The following is a 22,323-nucleotide window of genomic DNA, read 5'->3' as shown; positions in this document are numbered from 1 at the left end:
GTTAAACGACTATTCCTCAAAAGTATAGCGAATAGTCAATGCCCCATTATCGGCACCAAAGCCATCCCCATATCCACTGATGTAGAAGGTCGGCACCCAATCTAAACTTAGGTTTACCGGAGCACCGGCAAACTTATAATCTAAACCAAGATAGCCTTGAATTCCCAGCGACAAGTTCGCTTCGTCTTCAAAACCAGAGAAGTCGTTATCATAACTCCAGAAATAAATAGCAGCACCGCCACCGTAATACCACTGTAAACCATCAACCGAGCTGATAGGGTTATGCACCTGATATGCACCACCTACCCCTATTCGGGTCCAGCCGTAAGAAAATACTTTCTGAGACCGATAGTTAACAAATGCTTCCAATGCGTTATTGGAGTTACCAAGAAACATCTTGTAAGAGATGGAAACAGGGTAGCCTAAACGTAAGCCAATGGCTTTCTGATAATCTTGGGCTTGCAAGCTACTGAAAGCTAAGCTGCAACAAAAAATAGTCAATACAAACAAACGTAAACGGGTCATAATTAGGTTGTTTAGTTGAACGATTAAAAATGATATTATTTCAAGTTATAAGACGACTACAGCTTAGTCCCCCTATAGCTATAGGTGTTACTGATTTTTGAAAAAAATTAAGTAGAAAGTTGGATTAGTGGATATAAAATAGCCCTTTGCTGCCGGCGTACACTTGAGTAGTAATAGTTGCCCAGCAAAGATAAAAAAGGATTTGCTTATCTTACAAAAATGGCGTTTATTTCTATTCTCAATCCAGCAGATCATCATGCCCGACAATTATTTTGTGGATACCACCTACAAGGCTATTGATTTCTCAGCAAAGGGCTTTCCAGCAGGTGATTATGAAGATTGCACCTTCATCAACTGTATATTCAGTGGTAGTAATCTTCGTGGATCTCGCTTTGCTGATTGTGAATTCCAAGACTGCGATCTGAGCAATGCAGAGATGGTTGACACCGCTTTTCAGGAGGTTATCTTTCGCGATTGTAAATTATTAGGCGTTCATTTTTCGAGTTGCCGGACCTTCCGCTTTAAGGTCGAATTTGTAAATTCCCAACTCAATTGGGCTTCTTTTGAAGCACTGCCCATGAAAACTACCCGCTTTGAAAGCTGCCAGCTATTAGGCACCGACTTTACGCAAGCTGATTTGGAGAAAGCCGAATTTATTGGTACTAATCTCGAAGGAGCCGTCTTTTCGCGTACCAATTTAGCTGGTGCTGATTTCCAGACAGCTGATAATTTCATGATCGACCCAGAGGAGAACAACCTCAAGCAAGCCCGATTTTCAGCCCATTCCTTGGCTGGCCTTTTGGGGAAGTATCAGCTTCGGATTGAGGGGGATTAGGTATTCAAAAAGTGAATCGCGCAGAGGCGCACAGACGCGGAGTTTTTTGAGCGGAATTCCCAAATAGCTATACACCTTTGAGTAGGCTCTCACGCTCCCAACGATTGGTAATCCTCTGGCAGAAAACGGGGGCTACAGATTGCCAAAAATACCAAATCTTCCTTTCCTGAGTTATAGATGCGCTGCGCTTTTTCTGGGGAGATATGTACCAGCATTCCGGCGGTTACCTCCTTACGCTCCTCCCCTACTTCGGCTACTCCTTCTCCTGAGAGGATATAGTAAATTTCCGTACCCTTTAAAGCGTGCAATACCGTCGTAACACCCGGTAATACCCTGGCTTGTGCAATCGACAAGCCGGGCGCTTGTTCGCTGTTGAGCAGCTCACGAATGTAGCAACGTTCTTCGAAGTAGTATTCGGGGCAATCTTGTGTGGTTATGAATGTCGACATGTTTTTTTGAAGTATGTTCCAACTGTAGGTTAGTAATACGAGGTTTGAAGTATAGTGTACTGATAGTTGACGGCTTTTTCTAAAACCTCACTGTACTGGATACTAAGTACGTGGTGCCATGTGCAAGTTACGGAAAGCCCATCCATCATCAGGTAGGGTGTTGGGATGCTTGACTATACGAGATACAGCCAAGTCTAACTGGTGCTAAGATAGCCTGTTGCCGAGGAACATCAACCCAAATAGATATTTTGCCTTATTTTACCTCTCTAAGCATTGCATAGAAAATAAAACCTACCATTCATGAAACTGCTGTACAGCCTACTATTCGCCCTCACATTTTGCTCCTTATTCGGCCAAGGCACCCAACTCCTTCGACAGCCAACACTGAGCCAAGACCACGTGGTTTTCGTCTACGCCAATGACCTTTGGAAAGCGGACCGTGCTGGAGGAACGGCCATCCGGCTGACTACTCACGAAGGTTATGAATCCTTGCCGCACTTCTCTCCCGACGAGCAGTGGATTGCCTTTACCGCAACCTATGACGGCAATACTGATGTCTACCTCATTCCTTCTGAAGGTGGCACACCACAAAGGCTTACCTGGCACCCCGGCGGTGATTTCGTCACCGGATGGACACCCGATGGAGAAGTACTTTTCCGCTCTGGTAGGGAAGGTCGCCCTACTCAAACCAATAAGTTATACACCGTTTCGCCAAAAGGCGGACTACCAGTAACGCTGGAAATACCGCGTGCTGCTTACGGTGAAATTTCCGCCAATGGGCAATACCTCGCCTACGTCCCTATCACCTCTTGGGACCCCGAATGGCGTAACTATCGCGGCGGGCAAGCCATGCCCATCTGGATTGTAGACCTCAAAACCAAGGAACTTACCCGTACCCCGCAACCTACCCAAGAGCGGCACCTTGACCCGGTTTGGTGGAACGGAAAAATCTACTACCTCTCGGAAAGAGACCTGGCCAGCAATATATGGATGTACGATCCGAATACCGGAGAAGAAGCACAGATTACCTTTCATAAAAAATTCGATGTAAAAAGCCTCGATGCAGGAACTGATGCACTGGTCTATGAACAAGGAGGCTATCTGCATTTACTGAACCCAACGACCAAGGAAAGCACCCAAATTGCCATTGAGGTGAAAGGCGATCAAAACTTTGCCCGCCCCCGGTGGGAAGATATTTCGGCCCGTGACTGGGACAATCCCCAACTCTCACCTACGGGCCAGCGAGTAATCCTAGAAACCAGAGGCGAAATCTTTACCGTCCCCAAAGAAAATGGCAGCTGGCGCAACCTCACCAATAACTCCAGCGCTGCCGACCGCAACCCGATATGGTCGCCCAAAGGGGATCAGGTTGCGTGGTTTTCGGATGTAAGCGGAGAGTATCAACTACAACTTGCCAACCAGCAAGGCAAGCTTATCAAGACCTTTGCCCTGCCCAATCCTACCTTCTATTTCCGGCCAACTTGGTCGCCAGATGGACGGTACATTGCCTATACCGATACCGACTACAATATCTGGTGCCTGGATCTCACAACTGGCGATGTAAAAGCAGTGGACACCGACCGCTACGCTCACCCCAACCGAGCGATGAACCCCGTATGGTCGCCAGATAGCAAGTGGCTGGCTTACGCCAAACAGCTGGAAAGTCATTTCAAAGCTGCCTTCGCTTTCCAGGTAGAAACAGGTGAACGCATCCAACTATCAGATGGCATGGCCGATGTGATTACACCCGTTTGGGACAAAGGCGGAAAGTACCTTTACTTTTTAGCCAGTACCGATTATGGCCTGAATTCCGGCTGGTTGGATATGAGTTCTTATGACCCCGCTGTCAATCGTAGCTTGTACTGCCTGGTGCTTTCCTCAACGGCGGAAGGGCCTACCTTGGAAAAGAGCGACGAAGAACCTCTTAACAAGGAGAGCAATGACGAAAAAGAGAAAGATGACGACAAGGAAATCACCGTAAGCATTGATCGCGATGGGTTGTTCGGCAGAACCGTTGCATTGAGTGTGCCTGCTGGCAATTATATGGGGCTGGAAGCTGGCACTGCCAATGAAGTTTTTCTGCTTGAAAGTGTTCCTGGATCACAGGGTGTTACCGTACACAAATACAAATTGGAAGGCCACGAGAAAGAAGAATTTCTGACCGGCGTTAGAAATTTTATCACCAGTAGTGATGGCTCACACCTTCTTTACCAAACCAGTAATTGGCACATTGTATCCACCAAAAGCAAACCTAAACCAGGCGATGGAAAAGTAAATGCTGATCTTAAAATCGCCGTAGACCCACAAGCCGAATACCACCAGATTTTCAGGGAAGGCTGGCGCTATATGCGCGACTTCTTGTATGTAGACAATGTACATGGTGCCCCTTGGGACAAGGTCTACGAATGGTATGCCCCCTGGATTGACCACGTTCGCCACCGTACGGACCTAAACTATGTGGTAGACATCATGAGTGGCGAAGTGGCGATTGGGCACTCGTATGTGAGCGGGGGCGATTTTCCGGATACAGACCGGGTCCCCGTGGGGCTGCTGGGGTGTGATTACAAAGTACAAAACGGGCATTACCAAATTGCCAAAATTTATACCGGGGAGCAATGGAATCCTGATGTAAGAGCACCGCTTCACCTACCAGGATTGAACGTTAAAGAAGGAGATTATCTCCTAGCCGTTAATGGTACAAGCTTGGACGCAAACAGCAATATTTATCAGCTTTTTGAGCAAACCAGCAACCGGGCGATCACCATCACCGTGGCTAACACCGTAGCTGGTGACGATGGCCGTGACCTGCTGGTAAAACCCATTTCCAGTGAACGCAACCTGCGCTACTGGGACTGGATAGAAAGCAATCGCCGCAAGGTAGACGAACTCTCGGGTGGCAAGCTCGCCTACGTCTACGTGCCCAATACTGGCAATGGTGGCTTCACCTCCTTCAATCGTTATTATTTTGCCCAACAAGACAAGAAAGGTGTCATCATTGACGAGCGTAACAACGGTGGTGGGTCGGCAGCCGATTACATGATAGATGTGATGTCGCGTACGCTCTTTGGTTACTTCAACAGCAAGGCCAATGACCGCCGCCCCTGGACCACGCCCATGGCCGGTATTTGGGGCCCAAAAGTGATGCTGATTAACGAGCGTGCCGGATCGGGTGGTGACCTCCTTCCTTATATGTTTAAAGCCAAAGGCATTGGTCCACTGATCGGTACTCGCACCTGGGGCGGTCTGGTAGGCACCTGGGATACGCCACGTTTTGTAGACGGTGGCCGCATGGTTGCTCCCCGTGGTGGTTTCTTTGACACCGACGGTGAGTGGGCCGTAGAGGGCGAGGGCATTGCCCCTGACATCGAAGTGATCCAAGACCCAAAGGCGGTGCTTGCAGGTCGTGATCCTCAATTGGAGCGTGCTGTCACAGAGGCCCTCAAAATGCTGGAACAAGAGACCTTTGAACTGCCCGAAGAACCCGCTGCGCCCGTACGTTGGAAGCGGCCTGATGGGTTTAAGGAATAAGAAGACCTTTTGTTCCAATATATTTATCGGCTCCATTATTTGGGGCCGTGCCTTCTCCCAACTGATGCAGTCGGGATAGCCTTTGGCCTTGTTCCGATCTTCCATCGGAACAAGGCCCCGAGCTCCGGCCTGTTGGCCTGCGCACTATTTGGGAATACAACCTCTCTTTACTTTTAAAAACGTGTCTAGGTACAAAGAGATTCAAAACAAAGTGGGCTGTTTTCGACTTATAACAACACATCAACATCTACACATCTTCTATGCGCATCTTACTTACTGGCGTAACGGGCTATATTGGCCAGCGACTTCTCCCCGTGCTGGCGAAGGATGGCCACTACCTTATTTGTTGTGTACGAGACGCCAAGCGTTTTGATGTTCCGCAGAACATTACCGACCAAGTGAGTGTCATTGAAGTAGACTTTCTAAAACCAGAGACGCTCACTAAAATCCCAACAGATATTGACGGAGCCTATTACTTGATCCATTCTATGTCTGGAAATGATGATTTCTCTAGTTTAGAATTACAATGTGCGACCAACTTTCGGGAGGCGGTGGCTACAAACAACCTGCAACAAGTCATCTACCTCAGTGGAATCGTCAATGACGACAACCTATCAAAACATCTGGCATCGCGCAAAGCGGTAGAAGAGGAACTGAGCAAAGGAAATTATCAGCTGACGACCTTACGAGCCGGCATCATTATCGGATCTGGTAGTGCCTCCTTTGAGATCATGAGAGATTTGGCAGAAAAGCTGCCCGTGATGATCGCCCCTAAGTGGCTCAAAACCCGCTGTCAGCCTATTGGCATCCGTGATGTGATTGACTTTTTATGGAAAAGCCTGCTTGATGAACGCACCTACGGCCAGAGTTTTGACATTGGCGGCCCAGACGTCCTTACCTACAAAGAGATGCTACTGGGTTATGCCAGAGTGAGGGGCTTCAAGCGCTATATTTTCACCGTACCTGTTATGACACCGCGCCTATCTTCCTACTGGCTCTACTTTATTACATCGACCTCCTATCCACTAGCAGTGGCCCTGGTAAACAGCATGAAAATAGAGGTAGTAGCAAAGGACAATAGGTTAGCGGGGTTGCTAGGCATTGAGCCCCTACCCTACCAAGTAGCGCTGGAACGCACTTTCCAGAAAATTCAGAAAAACGAAATTATTTCCAGCTGGACTGATGCCCTCTCTAGTGGTTTGTTGGACAATAATTTTTCCGATTACATTAATGTTCCTACCTACGGATGTTTTGTAGACAAACGCACTCGCGCGGTAGAGGAGCCACAAAAAACCCTTGACCGAATCTGGCAAATTGGGGGACAAACCGGCTGGTATTATGGCGACTGGCTGTGGAAAATCCGTGGTTACCTGGATAAGCTCGCCGGAGGTGTAGGACTGCGAAGAGGCCGCACCCACCATGATCAACTATCAGTAGGAGATGCACTCGACTTTTGGCGGGTGCTCTATGCCGATAAAGAAGAAGGACGACTGATGCTTTTTGCGGAGATGTTGCTACCAGGAGAAGCCTGGCTGGAGTTTAACCTTAAAGAGGGTAAGTTGGTGCAGACCGCTACTTTCCGCCCCAAAGGTATTTTGGGTAGGTTGTACTGGTATGCTGTTTTGCCTTTTCATGGGTTTATCTTCAACGGGATGATTGACGCCCTTGCAGGGGCAAATAGCGAAGGCCTTTAGGCCAGAGCTCGGTGCCTTCCGATCTTCCATCGGAACAAGGACAAGGATGGCCCCAAGAAACGCCTAAGCAACCAATACATTAAAACAAAAAGTGTCAAATAAATTGTTTTAATAAATTTATCGTATTAAATTTACTGTTAGTAATATGCAAAAATGCGGCAGTAAATGAATGAACGTGTAAAGGAAAAGCTAGAAATACTGGCGGATGCGGCCAAATATGATGTGTCTTGTTCTTCGAGTGGTAGCAAGCGTAAAAACACCAAAGATGGGCTGGGCAATGCGACGGGAATGGGTATTTGCCACAGTTACACAGAAGATGGCCGTTGTGTCTCTTTGCTGAAGATATTGCTCACCAACCACTGTATTTTTGATTGTGCATACTGTGTGAGCCGTAAAAGTAATGATGTAAAACGAGCGGCATTTACGGTGCAGGAAGTTGTTGACCTTACCATCAATTTTTATCGGCGCAACTATATCGAAGGGCTGTTTCTAAGCTCTGGTATTTTCAAAAACTCGGATTACACTATGGAGCGCTTGGTGCGTATTACCAAGGTTTTGCGAACCGAGCATAAGTTCAATGGCTACATCCACCTCAAAGCTATTCCTGGTGCTAGTGATGAACTCATCCACGAAGCGGGCTTGTATGCCGACCGGCTCAGTGTAAACCTGGAAATCCCTTCGGAAATGAGCCTAAAAAAGGTGGCTCCCGAAAAGAATTATGCCGATGTATACCAACCGATGAATTACCTCAAAGGCGCGATTGTGGGCCATAAGGAGGAGAAGAAGAAAATAAGATCAACCCCCAGTTTCGCACCAGCAGGACAGAGTACGCAACTGGTGATTGGTGCTACTCCTGAAAATGATTTGCATATTCTGAATTTGGCAGACAGCCTTTACGCAGAGCAAAGTTTACGCAGGGTATACTATTCGGGCTACATCCCAATCAGTGAAGACCAACGCCTGCCTGCTTTACGCCAACCGCCACTGATCAGAGAAAACCGACTGTATCAGGCCGACTGGCTGCTGCGGTTCTATGGCTTCAAGGTAGATGAAATTGTTGACCAGCAATATCCAGACCTTGATTTGGAGGTAGACCCTAAAATGGCCTACGCCCTGCGGCATCCACAGCTTTTCCCTATCGATGTCAATCAGGCACCTTACGAGGTGATCTTAAGAATACCTGGCGTGGGTGTAAAATCAGCACGCAAAATGGTGGCTGCTCGACGACATGGGCAGCTCCGCTATGAGCACCTCAAAAAAATGGGGATCGTATTGAAGCGTGCGAGGTATTTCCTAAAATGTGCTGATAAAAACTTCAGCCACCTGGGCTTGTATCCTGAGGCGATCCGAAAAGAGATTACCCAACCCAAACGCGCCAAAACCATCAGTAATCAATTGAGTCTTTTTGGGGCCGTGATGACTAACTAAATGACCTTTACTTACGACGGCACTTTTGAAGGCTTACTCAGTGTAATTTTCGAGACTTATCGCTTGGAAACAACGGCTACTGCCATTGTTCCTGCCGAAGAATGGCAAGGTAGCTTGTTTGAGACGCCACTTTTGGTAACGACCAAAGAAGAATGGGCCGAACGCGTGAAAGTAGGCATCAAAAAGAAGGGAGGTAAGAAAAGCCTGCGGCTACTGGAACATTGCTTTTTATCAGAATTTCCAGAGGTAAGCAAGTTGATATACGATTTTGTGCGTAAGCTGATGGCCAGCCCTATTAACATCAGCGATAATTTTGGGGACGATACGGTTTTGAAACTGCATCAGATCAAAAAGAAAATTGGCAGAGAAGTACACCGAATGCATGCTTTTGTACGTTTTCAGCGAACGCAGGACGATATTTATTACGCGATCATTGAGCCAGATTTCAACGTACTTCCGCTTCTTCCCGATCATTTTGAAAAACGCTATCCAGCACAGCATTGGCTCATCTACGATGGGCGTCGACGCTACGGGATTTATTATGATCAGCAGCAAACGGAATTTGTGAGCTTTGCCGATGATCATGCCTTACAATACCGTCAATTACCCGCAAACATGATGGCTGAACAAGAGGTAGAATACCAAGTGTTGTGGAAGAGTTACTTTGATAGTGTAAACATCAAGGAGCGGAAAAACCCTAAACTCCATTTGCAGCATGTGCCTCGGCGCTACTGGAAGTACTTGTCGGAAAAACGGGAACAATTTTAGGATACTGTATTCAAGACAAGCAAGGAACTTTTCACTACTCGTTCTACTTTGGTTGCCTAGATGATTATACACCAATACACTCAAATGGGAACCTTCCATGAGAACCACTGTGAAGACTACACCATCTTTGCTAATTTAGACACAAATAGGATATTAATGGCCGTGATGGACGGTTGTACCATGGGTAAGGAAAGCTATTTTGCCTCAGCGCTGTTTGGTAAAATATTGAGGAAAGTCGCCTATGAGGAATTTCATAAAAGCTACCTCAGGTCTGTTAGTCCATCTCTAGAAGAGGTACTACAAACGGTTTTCAAAAAGCTGTTCGCTACGCTAAAAAGCTATTCCTCTGATTTGAACCTAGATAAATATGAGCTGTTGACTACCCTTTTGCTTGGCGTCATTGACCTGCAAGCGCAAACGGCATTTGTTCAGGTTATTGGCGATGGATTGGTATTCTGTGATGGCCAAGCCAGTATTTTTGACCAAGAGAATGCCCCTGATTATCTAGGGTATCACCTGCGTGAAAATTTCACCTCCTGGTACGCAAAACAAGATCAAAGGTTGTACTTTGAAAAAGTACAAGACCTTAGTTTGTCTACGGATGGTATCTTTACCTTTTCCCCTTTTCAGGTAGATGAGCAGGAGGCTATTGCAGAAAGCTTTATCTTGGACTTTTTACTGAAAGACCAACGTGAATTAGGTAATGAAAGGATGTTTGCCAAAAAACTTTACCAACTTGAAGGCAATTACAATGTAAAACCAACCGATGATTTAGGGATTGTGCGTTTAGTATTGGTCAAAAATTAACTTTCCTCTTTCATTTCCGCTTTTCAACTTGAACAAACTCATTCCGACTTTTAGTACGGAGTCGTTTATTACTTCACTGAAAAGCGGAAGTCGGAAATTAATTATTCGACCGTTACTTAGTATTAGATTCGCCTAATTGAGCAACTACCAATGATAAATATCCGACCAGAAAAGCCTGCTGATTTTCCGGCTATAAAAACGATTCTTCAACTCGCTTTTGCCTATGATGAACACAGCGACCAGACCGAAGATTTGCTAGTAGAGCGGCTACGTAAGTCACCAGCCTATATTCCTGAACTTGCCATGGTAGCGATCTTAGAAGAAAAGGTGGCCGGGCATATCCTTTTGACAAAGATTGACATCGTTTCTGACCAAGGGAATACCCCTTCTTTGGCTTTAGCGCCCGTATCGGTGCATCCTGATTATCAAAATCGGGGCTTTGGTGGGTCGCTCATCAAAGCAGCTCACCAGCAAGCTCAGCAGTTGGGGTATGGCTCCATTGTGCTTTTGGGGCACGCGGATTACTATCCTCGATTTGGATACAAGCTTTGTCGTGATTATGGAATTGAACTTCCCTTCCCGGCGCCCGCGGAGAACTGTATGGTTATAGAATTACGCGAGGGCGCTCTGACGGGTATCAACGGAATGGTAAAATATGCACCCGCCTTCTTTGAGTAAAAGAAAACACTAATTTATTCTCGCCAAAAAATCATCCTTGTAAGTTCTGCCAATTGGGACAACTGTTTTTCCTTTCAGGTAAACCTGGCTACCCGATATTTTCTCAATTTTCGTTGTATTGATCATATAGGACTTGTGAACTCTAAAAAACTGTCCTTGATCCAGGTTCTCTTCCCAGTATCTCAATGATTCTGAAGATAAGTGCTTCTTTTCTGGCAGAAAAATTTCGGTGTAATCCCCCTCTGATTTTATGTAGAGGATGTCATCAACAAGAACCTTTACCAATTCGTAACCAGATTTGATAAACAGTTCTTTTTTATGTTCTTGCTTGGCTTCAATAGACTGTGAGCTGCTTGGTTTATTGCTTTTTACCGGTACTTTTGCCACCGCTTTGACGAAGCGTTGAAATGAAAAAGGCTTTAATAAATAATCAACAACACTAAACTCATAGCTTTCTAATGCATAATCGGGGAAAGCGGTGGTCAGGATAACAGGAGGAGCATTGGGTATGGTTTTCAAAAAATCGATCCCTGATATTTTAGGTAAATGAATATCCAGAAACATTAAATCTACCTCTTGTATCTTTAGAAATTCCATGGTTTGGAGTGCATCCGTGAAGGTCGCTTTCAGGGTCAGGGTTCCAATATCTTCAATATATTTCTTGAGGATACGCTGAGCAGGTGGTTGATCTTCAACGATAATACAATTCATTATTAGCTGGCTTTTTTCAGCGCTAGAGAAAGAATAACTTCAAAACGATTTTCGCCTTGATGGATTACCAATTCGTGTGCCTGAGGGTAAAGTAAATCTAACCTTTTCCTTACATTCTCCAAGCCAATACCACTAGAAAGGCTATCAATATTTGAATGCGGATGGTAAGAATTCACGCAAGAAAATTTAAGAACACCATCCTTTTCCACCCAAATATCTACCGCTATGGAGATATTATCTGTTTGACTCGCAGTACTATGCTTGAACGCATTTTCAATAAACACGATGAGTAACAGCGGTGCTATTTGATAACTTTCACTGACATTCTCTACTGTTAAACCCACACTCCCTCTATCTTCTATTTGTAGCTCACTGATTTTCATAAAATTCTCAATATGCTCTACCTCTTTACCCAAAGGCACATATTCGGCTTTACAATCATAGAGCATGTACCTTAAAACAGCAGATAGTTCCAGTATTATATCTGGCGTTTTAGGAGAGTTCTCAATGGCATGTGCATAGAGGTTATTGAGGTTATTGAATAAAAAATGTGGATTGATTTGGGACTTCAAAAACTGGAGCTCACTTTCCTTAACTGCACCTTGTAATTTTTCTAGCTCTCGCTCTTTCCGGAAAGCGTCCCAGCCAAAATGAAACCCTACTAGAATAGTGACTACAGGAAGAATGCTCAAAAGTGTGTAGAATATTCCAGGGAAGGAAGTGCCTCGGGTTTCTGGAAAATAAATTTGCTCCAAAACCAATTCTTCCATAACCAAAGTAAAAGCAATGATACCCACCGCCGCCAATGCGAAAGTCAGGTACTTTTTTTTGTAAAAAAAACGAGGCAAAAAGACGTAGTTGATAACAAAAGCTACTACCGCTAAATTGATAAAGAAAACCACCTCAGATTCCTCAATCTGGGGGTTTTTACGATCTATTGCATAAAAGGAAAAAACCACGAGATGCAATATGATCTGGAAGATAATTTCTTTAGTTACGGAAGCTGATTCTTGCTTAGGCATTTTTCTCATGCTCCTAATTTAAGTATTTTGACCATACCAGCCAGTGAAAGTAGCCCAACCGCTCATCTTACCTGCTCAACTACCAATCTATCCCTTTATTTGTAAAAGTTACCGTTCACAGGTTCATTATTGTCGTTCAAAGAATATTTTTCGCCTTGTCTTCAAACGTCTGTTTATTTGTGTCATCAATCTATAATGATAAAAAGTACGCAATGAAATCTATCCTTAACACTTCTCTCTTTACTGCCCTATTGATGCTTATTGGCAGTTCTCTCCTTGCCCAAAATGAGCCTATCGTCATCACTGGTACTGTCCTCGACTATCAAAGTCAGTCTCCTATTGAATTTGCTACCATCATGTTAGGCAACAGTCAAGACAATTCAGTAATAACCGGTACCACAACAGACGAGGACGGTACTTTTACCATCTCTAGTGATACAGAGAATGTTTTTCTGGAAATTAGCTTCATTGGTTATGTTCCTCAAAAAATAACAGATTTCCAAGTACAGTCAAACCGTGTTGAACTTGGCACCCTCTTTCTATCAGAAAACAGCCAAACCCTTGACGAAGTAGTCGTTCGTGCTGAAAAATCACAAACAGAATTCAAGTTAGACCGCAGGGTATTCAATGTAGGACAGGATTTGAGTAGCACCGGTGCCAGCGCTTTAGAATTATTGAATAACGTTCCTTCTGTTAATGTCAACATCGAAGGAGAAATCAGCCTTCGAGGTAGCGGAGGTGTACAAATACTCATTAACGGAAAGCCATCCGTTCTGGCCGACGAAGGTGGTGCCTTAGGGTCTATCACAGCAGATATGATTGATCGAATTGAAGTGATCACCAATCCATCTGCTAAATATGATGCAGAGGGCAGTTCCGGTATTATTAATATTGTTCTTAAAAAAGAAGAGAAAAAAGGGGTTAATGGTTCGGTATCCGTCAATACGGGTATTCCCGATAATCACAGTATAGGATTGAGCTTAAATCGACGTACAGAGAAATTCAACCTTTTCAGTCAGATTGGTGCAGGGTATCGGGAACTGCCTCGTGATAACAATACCATCAACCAGGATTTACTTACAGGTACGACCATTCTGAGCACAGGTACCGACTATAGAAATGAAGCATTCTATAATGTTATTTTGGGTGCGGATTATCATATTAACCCCCTTAATGTACTTACCCTTTCGGGTAATTTTGCCTACGAAGTAGAGGAGCAACCTTCGCTCACCAACTTCCGCCAACTGGGTGGAGATGACCTTCTTGTTTCTGAATGGTATAGACAGGAAAACACCGAAGCAACCAACCCCAAATGGCAATATGAACTACAGTACAAGAAAGACTTTGAAGACAATAAGGATCACACCTTACTATTCAGTGCATTAGGAAATTTCTTCGGAAAAGACCAATCTTCTGAATTTGAAAACGCCACTATTACTGGTAGTGAGGCACCAAGCAACCAGCAAACAGAGACTTCTTTTAGTGAAACTAAATATACTTTTCAACTCGATTACACCAAGCCTTTTTCAGAGAAAATAACGCTGGAAGTAGGAAGCCAATATGTCATTACCGATGTTGCCAATGACTATGCCGTTTCCAATTTGGTAAATAATGAATGGGTGCAAGATGCTGGCTTAACCAATATCTTTGAATTTGACCAGAAGGTATTAGGTGTCTATAGCACAGGTGCCTACGAAGGTGAGCGTTGGGGCGTAAAAGCAGGATTGCGCCTGGAGATGACCGACTTAGCAACCTTACTCACCAATACCGCAGAAACAAATCAACAAAACTACGCCAACCTCTTCCCTAGTTTACATACCTCTTATAAGATTACAAGTCGCTTTTCGCTTCAGGCAGGATACTCGAAACGCATTTTCCGTCCTCGCCTTTGGGATTTGAACCCATTTTTCAATATCCGCAACAACTTCTCTATCAGAACAGGTAACCCTAACCTAAATCCAGAATTTACCGATTCCTACGAGGTCAATAGTATTTACATTTTCGAAAAAGTTTCTTTGAACCTTGGTGTCTATCAACGGTACACCACCGATGTCGTCGAACGAGTATCTACTTTTGAGAATAACGTCAATACTTTCAAGCCTTTGAATATTGGTACCAATAGAGCTACTGGTGTTGAATTAAATGGAAAGTACAGCCCAAATAAATGGCTTACGTTTAATGGTGACTTCAACTACAATTACTTTAACCGTGAAGGTGTATTTGAAGACAATTCTTTTGACTTCACTGCCGACCAGTGGTCTTCCAAATTGACGACCAAAATAAAATTCCCTGCAGCTATTGATTTTGAAGTGACCGGACAGTATCAATCAAAATACCAGACGGTACAGCAAATTGTTAGTGATAACTTCTTCATTGACTTAGGCATCCGGAAGAAGATAATGAACGGTAAAACAATCCTTAACCTAAGCGTAAGAGATGTTTTCGCTTCGAGAAACAGAGAAAGCGAGATTCTTCAAGATGACTTCTACATTTACAACTTTGGCCAAAGAGGCCGGTTTATTACCCTCGGTCTTAGCTACGGATTTGGCAAAGGAGAAGCCATGGAGTACTCTGGAGGAAGGAGAAGGTAGTATAATACTGTGAGGTTTCTTTCTGCTACGAAATGAATCCTCTTACCTTTAGGAAATCTCCAAAATAACTTTACCTGTATTTCGGTTGGCCTCCATGTGTTGGTGAGCCGCTGCAACCTGCCCCCAAGGATAAACACTATCCACAATTGGGAGCAGGTTGCCTTGTGTAAAGGCCGGCCAGTATTTCTGCTGCAAATCAGCCGTCAGTTGAGCTTTATAAGCTATTGATCGCGAACGCAGGGTGGAGCCCATAACATGTATCCGCTTACGCAAAATGGCCGCTAGGTTTACGGCTTCTTGTGTCTTTGGGCCACCCAAAAATGCGAGCATCACCATCCGGCTATCCAGCCCCAAGGATGCCAAATTAGGTACAAAATTAGGCCCGCCTACAAAATCAATCAACACATCTACCCCTTTGCCATCTGTGATTTCTTTTACCCTTTGGCTAAAGTCTTCATTTTTGTAATCAATGGTGTGATGAGCCCCTAAGCTACGGCAAAATTCATGCTTGCTTTTTGAGGCTGTGATAATGATTTCACCAGCGTCCATAAGTTGAGCCAATTGGATAGCCGCGGTACCTACTCCGCTACCGCCAGCATGGATCAGCACACGCTCACCTGCTTGTAATTTAGCTAACCAACCCAGCGCCTGGAAGGCCGTCAAGAATACCTCAGGGATAGCGGCTGCTTGTGTAAAAGATAAACCTTCGGGAATGGGTAGCGCCAGAGATGCAGGTAAAACAGCTTGCTCTGCATAGCCGCCGCCCGGCAATAAGCCACATACACGATCACCTTTTTGAAAACCGCTCACATTTTTGCCCCAACTTGTTATTGTGCCGGCCATTTCCAAGCCTAGAACAGTACTCTCTCCCGGCGGTGGCGGGTATTTCCCTTCTCTTTGCAGGATATCCGCCCGGTTCAAGGCCGTCGCTGCTACGGCAACCAACACTTCATCAGGACCAGGAACGGGTGCTTCCGTTTCGCCGATATACAAATTTTCGGGGCCACCGAATTGATCAAACAGAATCGCTTTCATGAATATGTTCTTCTGGTAGATTTAAAGATGCACGCTCNNCTCCAACTTACTCCACGGAGCCTCATTTTGGACAGAAGGCCAAAAGTAAATAATTGCAGCGAGGATGAAAAACACAGACAAGAGCGATCCTTCTATACCAAAATCTCCACCCGTCAACCATTCAGGGCCAACAATTTCGAGTTCTAAAACCCTGTAAGTATCCATTCCGCTGACGGCAAAGCCCAGTACTGTACTCTGCAAAAAATTCCAAATAGCATGCATAGCGAAAGGCGCCCATATATTTTGAACATACAAATAGAGTTGTCCCATAAGCAACCCACCCAGTACAATTTCCAAGCCTGCAATCCAGGTAAAAGCGTTGTTTCCTACGTGTAGTAAGCCAAAAACCAAGGCACTCACGATTAACCCTGGCCAAGCACCAAAATAGCGGTGAAGCTGATTTTGCAGAAAGGAGCGCATAATCACTTCTTCTGCCAAAGGCTGGATCAGGAAAAAGAGACACCAGCCGGCAAAAGCTATTGGGATAAAACTCACATTAGTGATTTTTACCCAGCCTCCTACAAAAAGAATTAAGAAACATAAAAGAATGATCCCGCCTCCAACTGATAGTCCAGTTCGCAAGCCGAGATTAAAACCTGTTGACGTAAATCCCAGTGTCGACCAACCTTGCTTAGATTGAGCATAAGCAAGGACATAAGCAGCCGTCAGTACACTGATCAAAACAACCGTCCAGCCCCATATTAGCGAAGGTAATTCATTGTCTAGCCAACTACCAGGTAGTAACAGTTCGCCAATCAGCTCCAAAAGCAGCCCTGTTACTAGCGCAAGGAGTACGAAGGCAACCAGTTGTAATACAAGAAAGACCAGCTTTTGCCACCAAACTAGCTGTCGAGAGGGTAATAAATTCATTACACGATTTTGATGCTGAGTCACTAAATCTAGCAACGCTTCACCGCATAAAGATATAAGATATTTAAATCGTGTTGGTTAAGGTACCGCTACGGCCTGATCCAGTGTCCGGCAATTCCAAACGGGATCATAAGATTGGTTCTCATTTTTGTAATAACACACTTGTGTTTGTGTAGCCTGGCGCAAATACAGGGGATTACTGGCGTAAGTCTGCCCCGTTGTATACTCTCCTCTATGGATAAGTTGAAGTTCTTGGCCATCCCAAGCTACTAGTGCTTTATCGATGCCGGTAAGGCAACCCGCCGTGAAAACACTGGACTCAAAAACGATGGTCTGATCACTAGTATTCAAATCAAATATCCGCAACAAGCTACTGGCGCCACAATCTTCGAACAAACAAATTCCTTCTAATTCGAGCGCTTTCACCTCTTTACCCTGTTCAATTATTTTCAGGGATGCGCGGATATCCTCAGGTGCCTGGCGTTCATTTGTACTGAGCCCTAAAGCAATCAGCTCTTTACTACCGTCCCCTTCAAGGTCAAAATATTGCCAACTTTTGGCCAAATAACCTCCCCAGATGTATCCGGTGTACACATTTCTGTCCGCACTGCAAGCTTCCACAAGGAACCACTGTTCGCGATAACCGTGTTGTACACTAAACACTGCTTTTTCTACTGGAATAGCGAGATTTGTTACGACCTGCCCTAGCGTTAGCTTGCCTATACTTTGACCTTTGGCTTGCGGGGATTTCATTACAGGGGCATCTTCAACAAAGGAAATCAGCTGAGCACCGTCCAGGTAAAAATCCGGCGTTTGGCTATATTGATGGAACCATTCGTAATAATCACGAAATTCTTCACCTGTATAACGAACCTGAGATAATACTGCCGTACTAGACAATGACAAAATAAGAATGGGCGTGAGATAGTTTTTCATAGGAAGTGTATTGAGCAATGGGATATTATGTAAACGGCTATTTTGACCAAATTATTACCTGACAATAGATACGAGTCATGAGTTTCAGTTGGATGTTTATACTTATTGTAAGTAGAGACATTAATCCTATGTTCGCTCTTCCTCATCTTTTACAAACGTTAATTGCTGTTCAAGACAAAACGTTACTGCAACTTTTCATTTTTCTACTCGTCTTTTTTTAAGACGCAAAAAAATAGGAAAGGGAACAGTTTTTTGTTCCTTAATCTGACCTAAGCGCATTTTCGGACGATTAAATCCGCTGTTTTCCTTAATCAAAAACACCCGACTAGTATGAAACTTCACCTTCTGACCTTCCTCCTACTGTCCAGTACTTTTTTTTGGCTTACCGCCCAACAAAATGATTCCATCCCCAAACGGATATTGTTTACACAAGCAGTAAAAGGTAATGCTCCCCAGATTGACGGTGATATCAGTGATGCTTGTTGGGAGCAAGTCGAATGGAGTGGCAACTATCAACAATTTGAGCCCTACAACAGTGAAGCGCCAACACAGGAGACTAAACTAAAGATACTCTACGACGCTAAAAACCTCTACCTCGCTTTTCGTTGCTACGATGACGAACCTGATAAAATTGAGCGTCGCATGTCGAGACGAGATGGATTTCCCGGCGACTGGGTTGAGATCAATATTGATAGTTACCATGATTTGCGGTCTGCTTTTTCTTTTTCCATTTCTGCTTCTGGCGTGAAAGGCGACGAATTCATTTCCAATGATGGCAACAATTGGGACGCCAATTGGAACCCCATCTGGTATGCAAAAACCCAGGTAGATGAAGAAGGCTGGACCGCCGAAATAAAAATCCCCCTCAGTCAACTACGCTTTGGTGAGGCAGAAGAATACGTATGGGGCATTCAATCGACCCGGCGTTTTTTTCGCAAACAAGAACGGGACACCTGGCAGCCTATTCGGCTTAATGAACCCGGGTGGGTAAGTCGCTTTGGAGAATTACATGGCATTAAAGACATAAAACAACAGCGACAGGTAGAGATTCAACCTTATATCTCTGCCCAAAGAGCTTCTTTTACCGCCGAAGAAGGTAACCCCTTCGCTACCGGATCGGATGGTCGTATAACTGCGGGTCTTGATGGTCGTATTGGTGTCACTTCCGATTTGACGCTTGACTTTACCGTCAATCCTGATTTTGGCCAAGTGGAGGCTGACCCCGGTGCACTGAACCTCAACGGTTTTCAGATTTTTTTCAGTGAGCGGCGGCCTTTTTTCATTGAAAACCGGAATATCTTTAATTATTCCATTACAGAAGCCGAGGCTGGAGGAAATTTCAACAGTGATGGTTTATTCTATTCACGTCGAATTGGTGGAGCTCCGCATAGGAGGATTCATTCTGATCCCGACGAAAACTATTTTGTTGATCGTCCCGACAATACGACCATTTTAGGCGCCGCGAAATTTAGCGGGAAGACCGAAAATGGGCTATCCATCGGTATCCTTGAAAGTATTACCCAACGAGAAATGGCTACCATTGATGTTCTTGGAGAACGTACCGAAGAGGTCGTTGAGCCCCTCACCAATTTTTTCGTTGGGCGAGTTCAACAAGACTTCCGAGGGGGTAATACCGTGGTAGGCGGAATGTTAACTGCGGTTAACCGAGATTTGAATAATGATCCGGAATTAGCTTTCCTCCACGAATCTGCTTATTCAGGAGGGCTAGACGTTGTTCATCGCTGGAAAGACAACCAATGGGTGTTTACTGGAAAAATGCTCTGGAGCCGTGTCAATGGTAGTACCGAAGCTATTCAATCCACTCAGGAAGCCTTTGAACACCTTTTTCAGCGCCCCGACGCTGAGCACCTGGAAATAGATACCACCGCCAATAGCCTGATGGGGACAGGGGGAACCTTTAAAATTGCAAACTACGGAGGTGATTGGATTTTTGAAACCGGCATGACTTGGCGATCTCCAGAGCTGGAACTCAATGATATCGGCTTTCTCGTCAATACCGATGAACTCAACTATTTCTTCTGGGGAGCACGCCGCTGGACCAAGCCCAACAAGACTTTCCGTCGCTTTCAGTGGAATTACAACCACTGGAGTCGTTGGGATTTCTCTGGGAAAAACCTGTACCGAGCAGTAAATACCAATGCCCACCAACAATGGGCCAACTTTTGGTCTTCTGGTGGTGGTATCACTTATGAAAACCTTGACATTTCTAAAAATGCGCTGCGTGGTGGGCCCCTACTACGTCGGCCTAATGGCTTTGGGATCAATGCTTACTTAAATACCGATTCTCGCAAGAAAGTGCAGTTTGGTCTCAACACCTTCCAAGGCCTAAGTCAAAACAATATCGTGAGAGTACAAAGCTATGGCGGCTATATTCAACTACAGCCCACCAATGCTATGAGCGTCAACATTAGTCCTTCCTTTGACCGTTACCAGCGACAGGAGCAATATGTAACCCAATTAGAATTTGAGGGTGACAAAAGATACATCAACGCCCGAGTCGACCAACAGACAATAAGCCTAACTATTCGCCTGAATTATAATATCACCCCAGATTTGACCATACAGTATTATGGTCAGCCTTTCATTTCCAGGGGTCGTTACCAGGATTTTAATAAAACTACAGCTACTCCATTAGGTAAGACCTTTGAGGATCGGTTTACCCTATTTGAAGCGATCACTTACGATAGCGAAACCGAAGAATACAGTGTAGATGATAATTATGATCGTGCTTTTGATTATTCTTTCAGCAATCCCGACTTTAACTTTATTCAATTTCGCTCCAACTTGGTGCTACGTTGGGAATACGTACCGGGCTCAGAGTTGTTTCTTGTTTGGTCGCAAGGAGCCAATGCATCTGGTGACCCCAATCGTGGTTTGACAAGAAGCCTATCAGAAAATTTATTTGGTGATAATGCCCGAAATGTATTCCTGGTTAAGGCCACGTATCGATTTTTGAGGTAGGGGTGCTCATCCCAACACCTCGGGATTCGCGGTAATTCGCACCTGACATTTAGGGACACGAGGAGACTATCTATAGTCTCGGGTAAGCATTGTTTATTAGTTGACCGAAGAATTAAACCGCCTCCTCTTTTGTACTCAAAAAGACCGCGAACGAAGCGAATACTCCCGTGATCCTAACCACTAGGAGGAAGAAGACCTTCGCGAGCGCCAACGAGTACATACATGAGCTCTCGCATTGGGAGAGTACCCAGATGAGCAACGCGAACACTCCTACGAGCGTCAGCGAGTACCTAACCCCTCCCTTACCCTACCGTTCCCTAAATTCCTCCCTAAAACCCCGGAAGCTTGAAAATAAAAGCTTAACTTTCGTATCCCAAAAGCGACCTTCCATGAACATCCCTACACACAAGCAAGCCTTGCTGGGCTTAGCCCTCTTGTTTTTGCCCAAGCTCATTCATGCAATGCCTATAAATTGGCTAGCGCCAGATTTAGAGCGAATTCAGCAACAGGCTCAAGACGAAGACAAGCTATTCATCATCTATTTTTCTGCCGACTGGTGCTTACCTTGCCAATGGATGCAGGAAAACACTTTCCAAGACGCTGAATTATCAGAATACCTAGGAACACATATCCTTACAGCCAAAGCAGACCTCAACCAAGCTGCTTCTAAAGTGCTCCAGCATCAATTTGAAGTAGAGACAATCCCCACCATTCTTGTTTTTTCACCTAATGGTAAACTGCTTGATCGGCGTGAAGCAAGTATAGAGGCTCGGCCGTTATTAAGATGGTTGAAGAAACTGGACAAGCCAACAAATCATATCAGTGCAACCCTTCCATTGACCAATGACAAAATGGCGATGGATGCTCCCCAGCCAACAATTGCATTTAGTAGGCCTGCCTTGATTCCGGAAGAAGATAACGCACCAATGCTAAGCAATACTTCTCCTCCATCAGAGAATCAAGCACCACCACTATTGGTGTTGAGTGGTGAGCCGATCGCCGCCATACAAACAAATTTCGCCCCACGCTCAGGTATGGCTTACGGTGTGCAATTAAAAAATGTACTCGTTGACTACCCTACTGCTATTAGACTCGTTGGAGAACTAGAACGAAAATATGAACAAAGTACAGAGCTGAAACCCAATGGGCAAGGACAGTTCTATCTGGTACTTGGAGACTTCACCACAACCGGTAAAGCACATCAATTTTTACACTTTTTGCAACGTAATGATCGCGAAGGAGAAGTCATTCTGCTATCAAATAAATAAATCTTAAGCCCTACTTTTCAACTTTAACACAAATATTGCCCCAAGAGATTGTAATTTTGCGGCCGTGTAAGACGTTTGGAACTTGTCATATGCCCGCCATAAGCCCTAATTACGGCTTTTCCGGGCAGCATAAGCCAAACAAACCGTATCTGTTGAG

General features: G+C 44.8%; 17 protein-coding genes. 10 read left to right on the top strand and 7 right to left on the bottom strand.

Annotated features, from left to right (window positions below; all coding sequences use genetic code 11):
- Positions 1 to 9: 9 nt before the first annotated feature.
- The gene (locus tag ACRBG0_RS02275) at positions 10 to 525 is read right to left on the bottom strand and encodes a hypothetical protein (protein ID WP_431485310.1); all 516 of its coding nucleotides are present in this window, start codon (positions 523 to 525) and stop codon (positions 10 to 12) included.
- 256 nt (positions 526 to 781) lie between these two features.
- Here ACRBG0_RS02275 and ACRBG0_RS02270 point away from each other — a divergent pair, with 256 nt between their 5' ends.
- Positions 782 to 1,360, top strand: coding sequence for a pentapeptide repeat-containing protein (locus tag ACRBG0_RS02270; protein WP_431485309.1), 579 nt, complete (start codon positions 782 to 784; stop codon positions 1,358 to 1,360).
- A gap of 89 nt (positions 1,361 to 1,449) precedes the next feature.
- Here ACRBG0_RS02270 and ACRBG0_RS02265 read toward each other — a convergent pair whose 3' ends face one another.
- Entirely contained in the window at positions 1,450 to 1,809 is a 360-nt protein-coding gene (locus ACRBG0_RS02265) for a cupin domain-containing protein (RefSeq protein ID WP_431485308.1), read from the bottom strand.
- Between the two features lie 300 nt (positions 1,810 to 2,109).
- Between ACRBG0_RS02265 and ACRBG0_RS02260 the strand changes: the two genes are divergently transcribed.
- The 6 genes from ACRBG0_RS02260 to ACRBG0_RS02235 all read left to right on the top strand — a co-directional run bounded on the left by ACRBG0_RS02260 (position 2,110) and on the right by ACRBG0_RS02235 (position 10,712).
- Entirely contained in the window at positions 2,110 to 5,337 is a 3,228-nt protein-coding gene (locus ACRBG0_RS02260) for a S41 family peptidase (RefSeq protein ID WP_431485307.1), read from the top strand.
- 260 nt (positions 5,338 to 5,597) lie between these two features.
- Positions 5,598 to 7,031, top strand: a complete 1,434-nt coding sequence (locus ACRBG0_RS02255; RefSeq protein ID WP_431485306.1) for an SDR family oxidoreductase — start codon at positions 5,598 to 5,600, stop codon at positions 7,029 to 7,031.
- A gap of 165 nt (positions 7,032 to 7,196) precedes the next feature.
- Positions 7,197 to 8,459, top strand: a complete 1,263-nt coding sequence (locus tag ACRBG0_RS02250) for a putative DNA modification/repair radical SAM protein (RefSeq protein ID WP_431485305.1) — start codon at positions 7,197 to 7,199, stop codon at positions 8,457 to 8,459.
- A complete protein-coding gene (locus tag ACRBG0_RS02245; RefSeq protein ID WP_431485304.1) occupies positions 8,460 to 9,227 on the top strand; it encodes a TIGR03915 family putative DNA repair protein in 768 nt (255 codons plus the stop codon).
- Between the two features lie 84 nt (positions 9,228 to 9,311).
- Complete coding sequence (locus ACRBG0_RS02240; RefSeq protein WP_431485303.1) at positions 9,312 to 10,034, top strand: protein phosphatase 2C domain-containing protein; 723 nt, start codon at positions 9,312 to 9,314, stop codon at positions 10,032 to 10,034.
- Positions 10,035 to 10,184: 150 nt separating this feature from the next.
- Positions 10,185 to 10,712 carry a GNAT family N-acetyltransferase gene (locus tag ACRBG0_RS02235; RefSeq protein ID WP_431485302.1) on the top strand — a complete coding sequence of 176 codons (528 nt, stop codon included), beginning with the start codon at positions 10,185 to 10,187 and terminating at the stop codon, positions 10,710 to 10,712.
- A 9-nt stretch (positions 10,713 to 10,721) separates the two neighbouring features.
- Here the strand turns inward: ACRBG0_RS02235 and ACRBG0_RS02230 are convergent, their stop codons facing one another.
- Both ACRBG0_RS02230 and ACRBG0_RS02225 read right to left on the bottom strand, forming a co-directional pair.
- Complete coding sequence (locus ACRBG0_RS02230; RefSeq protein ID WP_431485301.1) at positions 10,722 to 11,423, bottom strand: LytR/AlgR family response regulator transcription factor; 702 nt, start codon at positions 11,421 to 11,423, stop codon at positions 10,722 to 10,724.
- 2 nt (positions 11,424 to 11,425) lie between these two features.
- A complete protein-coding gene (locus ACRBG0_RS02225; RefSeq protein ID WP_431485300.1) occupies positions 11,426 to 12,454 on the bottom strand; it encodes a sensor histidine kinase in 1,029 nt (342 codons plus the stop codon).
- A gap of 203 nt (positions 12,455 to 12,657) precedes the next feature.
- Here ACRBG0_RS02225 and ACRBG0_RS02220 point away from each other — a divergent pair, with 203 nt between their 5' ends.
- Entirely contained in the window at positions 12,658 to 15,036 is a 2,379-nt protein-coding gene (locus tag ACRBG0_RS02220; protein WP_431485299.1) for a TonB-dependent receptor domain-containing protein, read from the top strand.
- 48 nt (positions 15,037 to 15,084) lie between these two features.
- Here ACRBG0_RS02220 and ACRBG0_RS02215 read toward each other — a convergent pair whose 3' ends face one another.
- The 3 genes from ACRBG0_RS02215 to ACRBG0_RS02205 form a co-directional block, all read right to left on the bottom strand.
- Positions 15,085 to 16,071, bottom strand: a complete 987-nt coding sequence (locus ACRBG0_RS02215) for an NAD(P)H-quinone oxidoreductase (RefSeq protein WP_431485298.1) — start codon at positions 16,069 to 16,071, stop codon at positions 15,085 to 15,087.
- Positions 16,072 to 16,110: 39 nt separating this feature from the next.
- On the bottom strand, positions 16,111 to 16,980 hold an 870-nt coding region (locus ACRBG0_RS02210; RefSeq protein WP_431485297.1), incomplete at its 3' end, for a CPBP family intramembrane glutamic endopeptidase.
- Between the two features lie 78 nt (positions 16,981 to 17,058).
- Positions 17,059 to 17,916, bottom strand: coding sequence for a hypothetical protein (locus ACRBG0_RS02205; protein ID WP_431485296.1), 858 nt, complete (start codon positions 17,914 to 17,916; stop codon positions 17,059 to 17,061).
- 330 nt (positions 17,917 to 18,246) lie between these two features.
- Here ACRBG0_RS02205 and ACRBG0_RS02200 point away from each other — a divergent pair, with 330 nt between their 5' ends.
- Both ACRBG0_RS02200 and ACRBG0_RS02195 read left to right on the top strand, forming a co-directional pair.
- Entirely contained in the window at positions 18,247 to 20,898 is a 2,652-nt protein-coding gene (locus ACRBG0_RS02200; protein WP_431485295.1) for a DUF5916 domain-containing protein, read from the top strand.
- 389 nt (positions 20,899 to 21,287) lie between these two features.
- Positions 21,288 to 22,166 carry a thioredoxin family protein gene (locus ACRBG0_RS02195; protein ID WP_431485294.1) on the top strand — a complete coding sequence of 293 codons (879 nt, stop codon included), beginning with the start codon at positions 21,288 to 21,290 and terminating at the stop codon, positions 22,164 to 22,166.
- Positions 22,167 to 22,323: the final 157 nt, after the last annotated feature.

It is taken from the genome of Lewinella sp. (assembly GCF_050633125.1).
Lineage (GTDB): Bacteria > Bacteroidota > Bacteroidia > Chitinophagales > Saprospiraceae > Lewinella.
This window is presented reverse-complemented; position numbering and strand designations above follow the sequence as displayed.

Coding starts and splice junctions, on each gene's coding strand:
- ACRBG0_RS02240 (WP_431485303.1), top strand. CDS start 9,312: ATGGGAACCTTCCATGAGAACCACTGTGAAGACTACACCATCTTTGCT.
- ACRBG0_RS02205 (WP_431485296.1), bottom strand. CDS start 17,916: ATGAAAAACTATCTCACGCCCATTCTTATTTTGTCATTGTCTAGTACG.
- ACRBG0_RS02195 (WP_431485294.1), top strand. CDS start 21,288: ATGAACATCCCTACACACAAGCAAGCCTTGCTGGGCTTAGCCCTCTTG.
- ACRBG0_RS02260 (WP_431485307.1), top strand. CDS start 2,110: ATGAAACTGCTGTACAGCCTACTATTCGCCCTCACATTTTGCTCCTTA.
- ACRBG0_RS02275 (WP_431485310.1), bottom strand. CDS start 525: ATGACCCGTTTACGTTTGTTTGTATTGACTATTTTTTGTTGCAGCTTA.
- ACRBG0_RS02220 (WP_431485299.1), top strand. CDS start 12,658: ATGAAATCTATCCTTAACACTTCTCTCTTTACTGCCCTATTGATGCTT.
- ACRBG0_RS02270 (WP_431485309.1), top strand. CDS start 782: ATGCCCGACAATTATTTTGTGGATACCACCTACAAGGCTATTGATTTC.
- ACRBG0_RS02235 (WP_431485302.1), top strand. CDS start 10,185: ATGATAAATATCCGACCAGAAAAGCCTGCTGATTTTCCGGCTATAAAA.
- ACRBG0_RS02200 (WP_431485295.1), top strand. CDS start 18,247: ATGAAACTTCACCTTCTGACCTTCCTCCTACTGTCCAGTACTTTTTTT.
- ACRBG0_RS02215 (WP_431485298.1), bottom strand. CDS start 16,071: ATGAAAGCGATTCTGTTTGATCAATTCGGTGGCCCCGAAAATTTGTAT.
- ACRBG0_RS02250 (WP_431485305.1), top strand. CDS start 7,197: ATGAATGAACGTGTAAAGGAAAAGCTAGAAATACTGGCGGATGCGGCC.
- ACRBG0_RS02230 (WP_431485301.1), bottom strand. CDS start 11,423: ATGAATTGTATTATCGTTGAAGATCAACCACCTGCTCAGCGTATCCTC.
- ACRBG0_RS02255 (WP_431485306.1), top strand. CDS start 5,598: ATGCGCATCTTACTTACTGGCGTAACGGGCTATATTGGCCAGCGACTT.
- ACRBG0_RS02225 (WP_431485300.1), bottom strand. CDS start 12,454: ATGAGAAAAATGCCTAAGCAAGAATCAGCTTCCGTAACTAAAGAAATT.
- ACRBG0_RS02265 (WP_431485308.1), bottom strand. CDS start 1,809: ATGTCGACATTCATAACCACACAAGATTGCCCCGAATACTACTTCGAA.
- ACRBG0_RS02245 (WP_431485304.1), top strand. CDS start 8,460: ATGACCTTTACTTACGACGGCACTTTTGAAGGCTTACTCAGTGTAATT.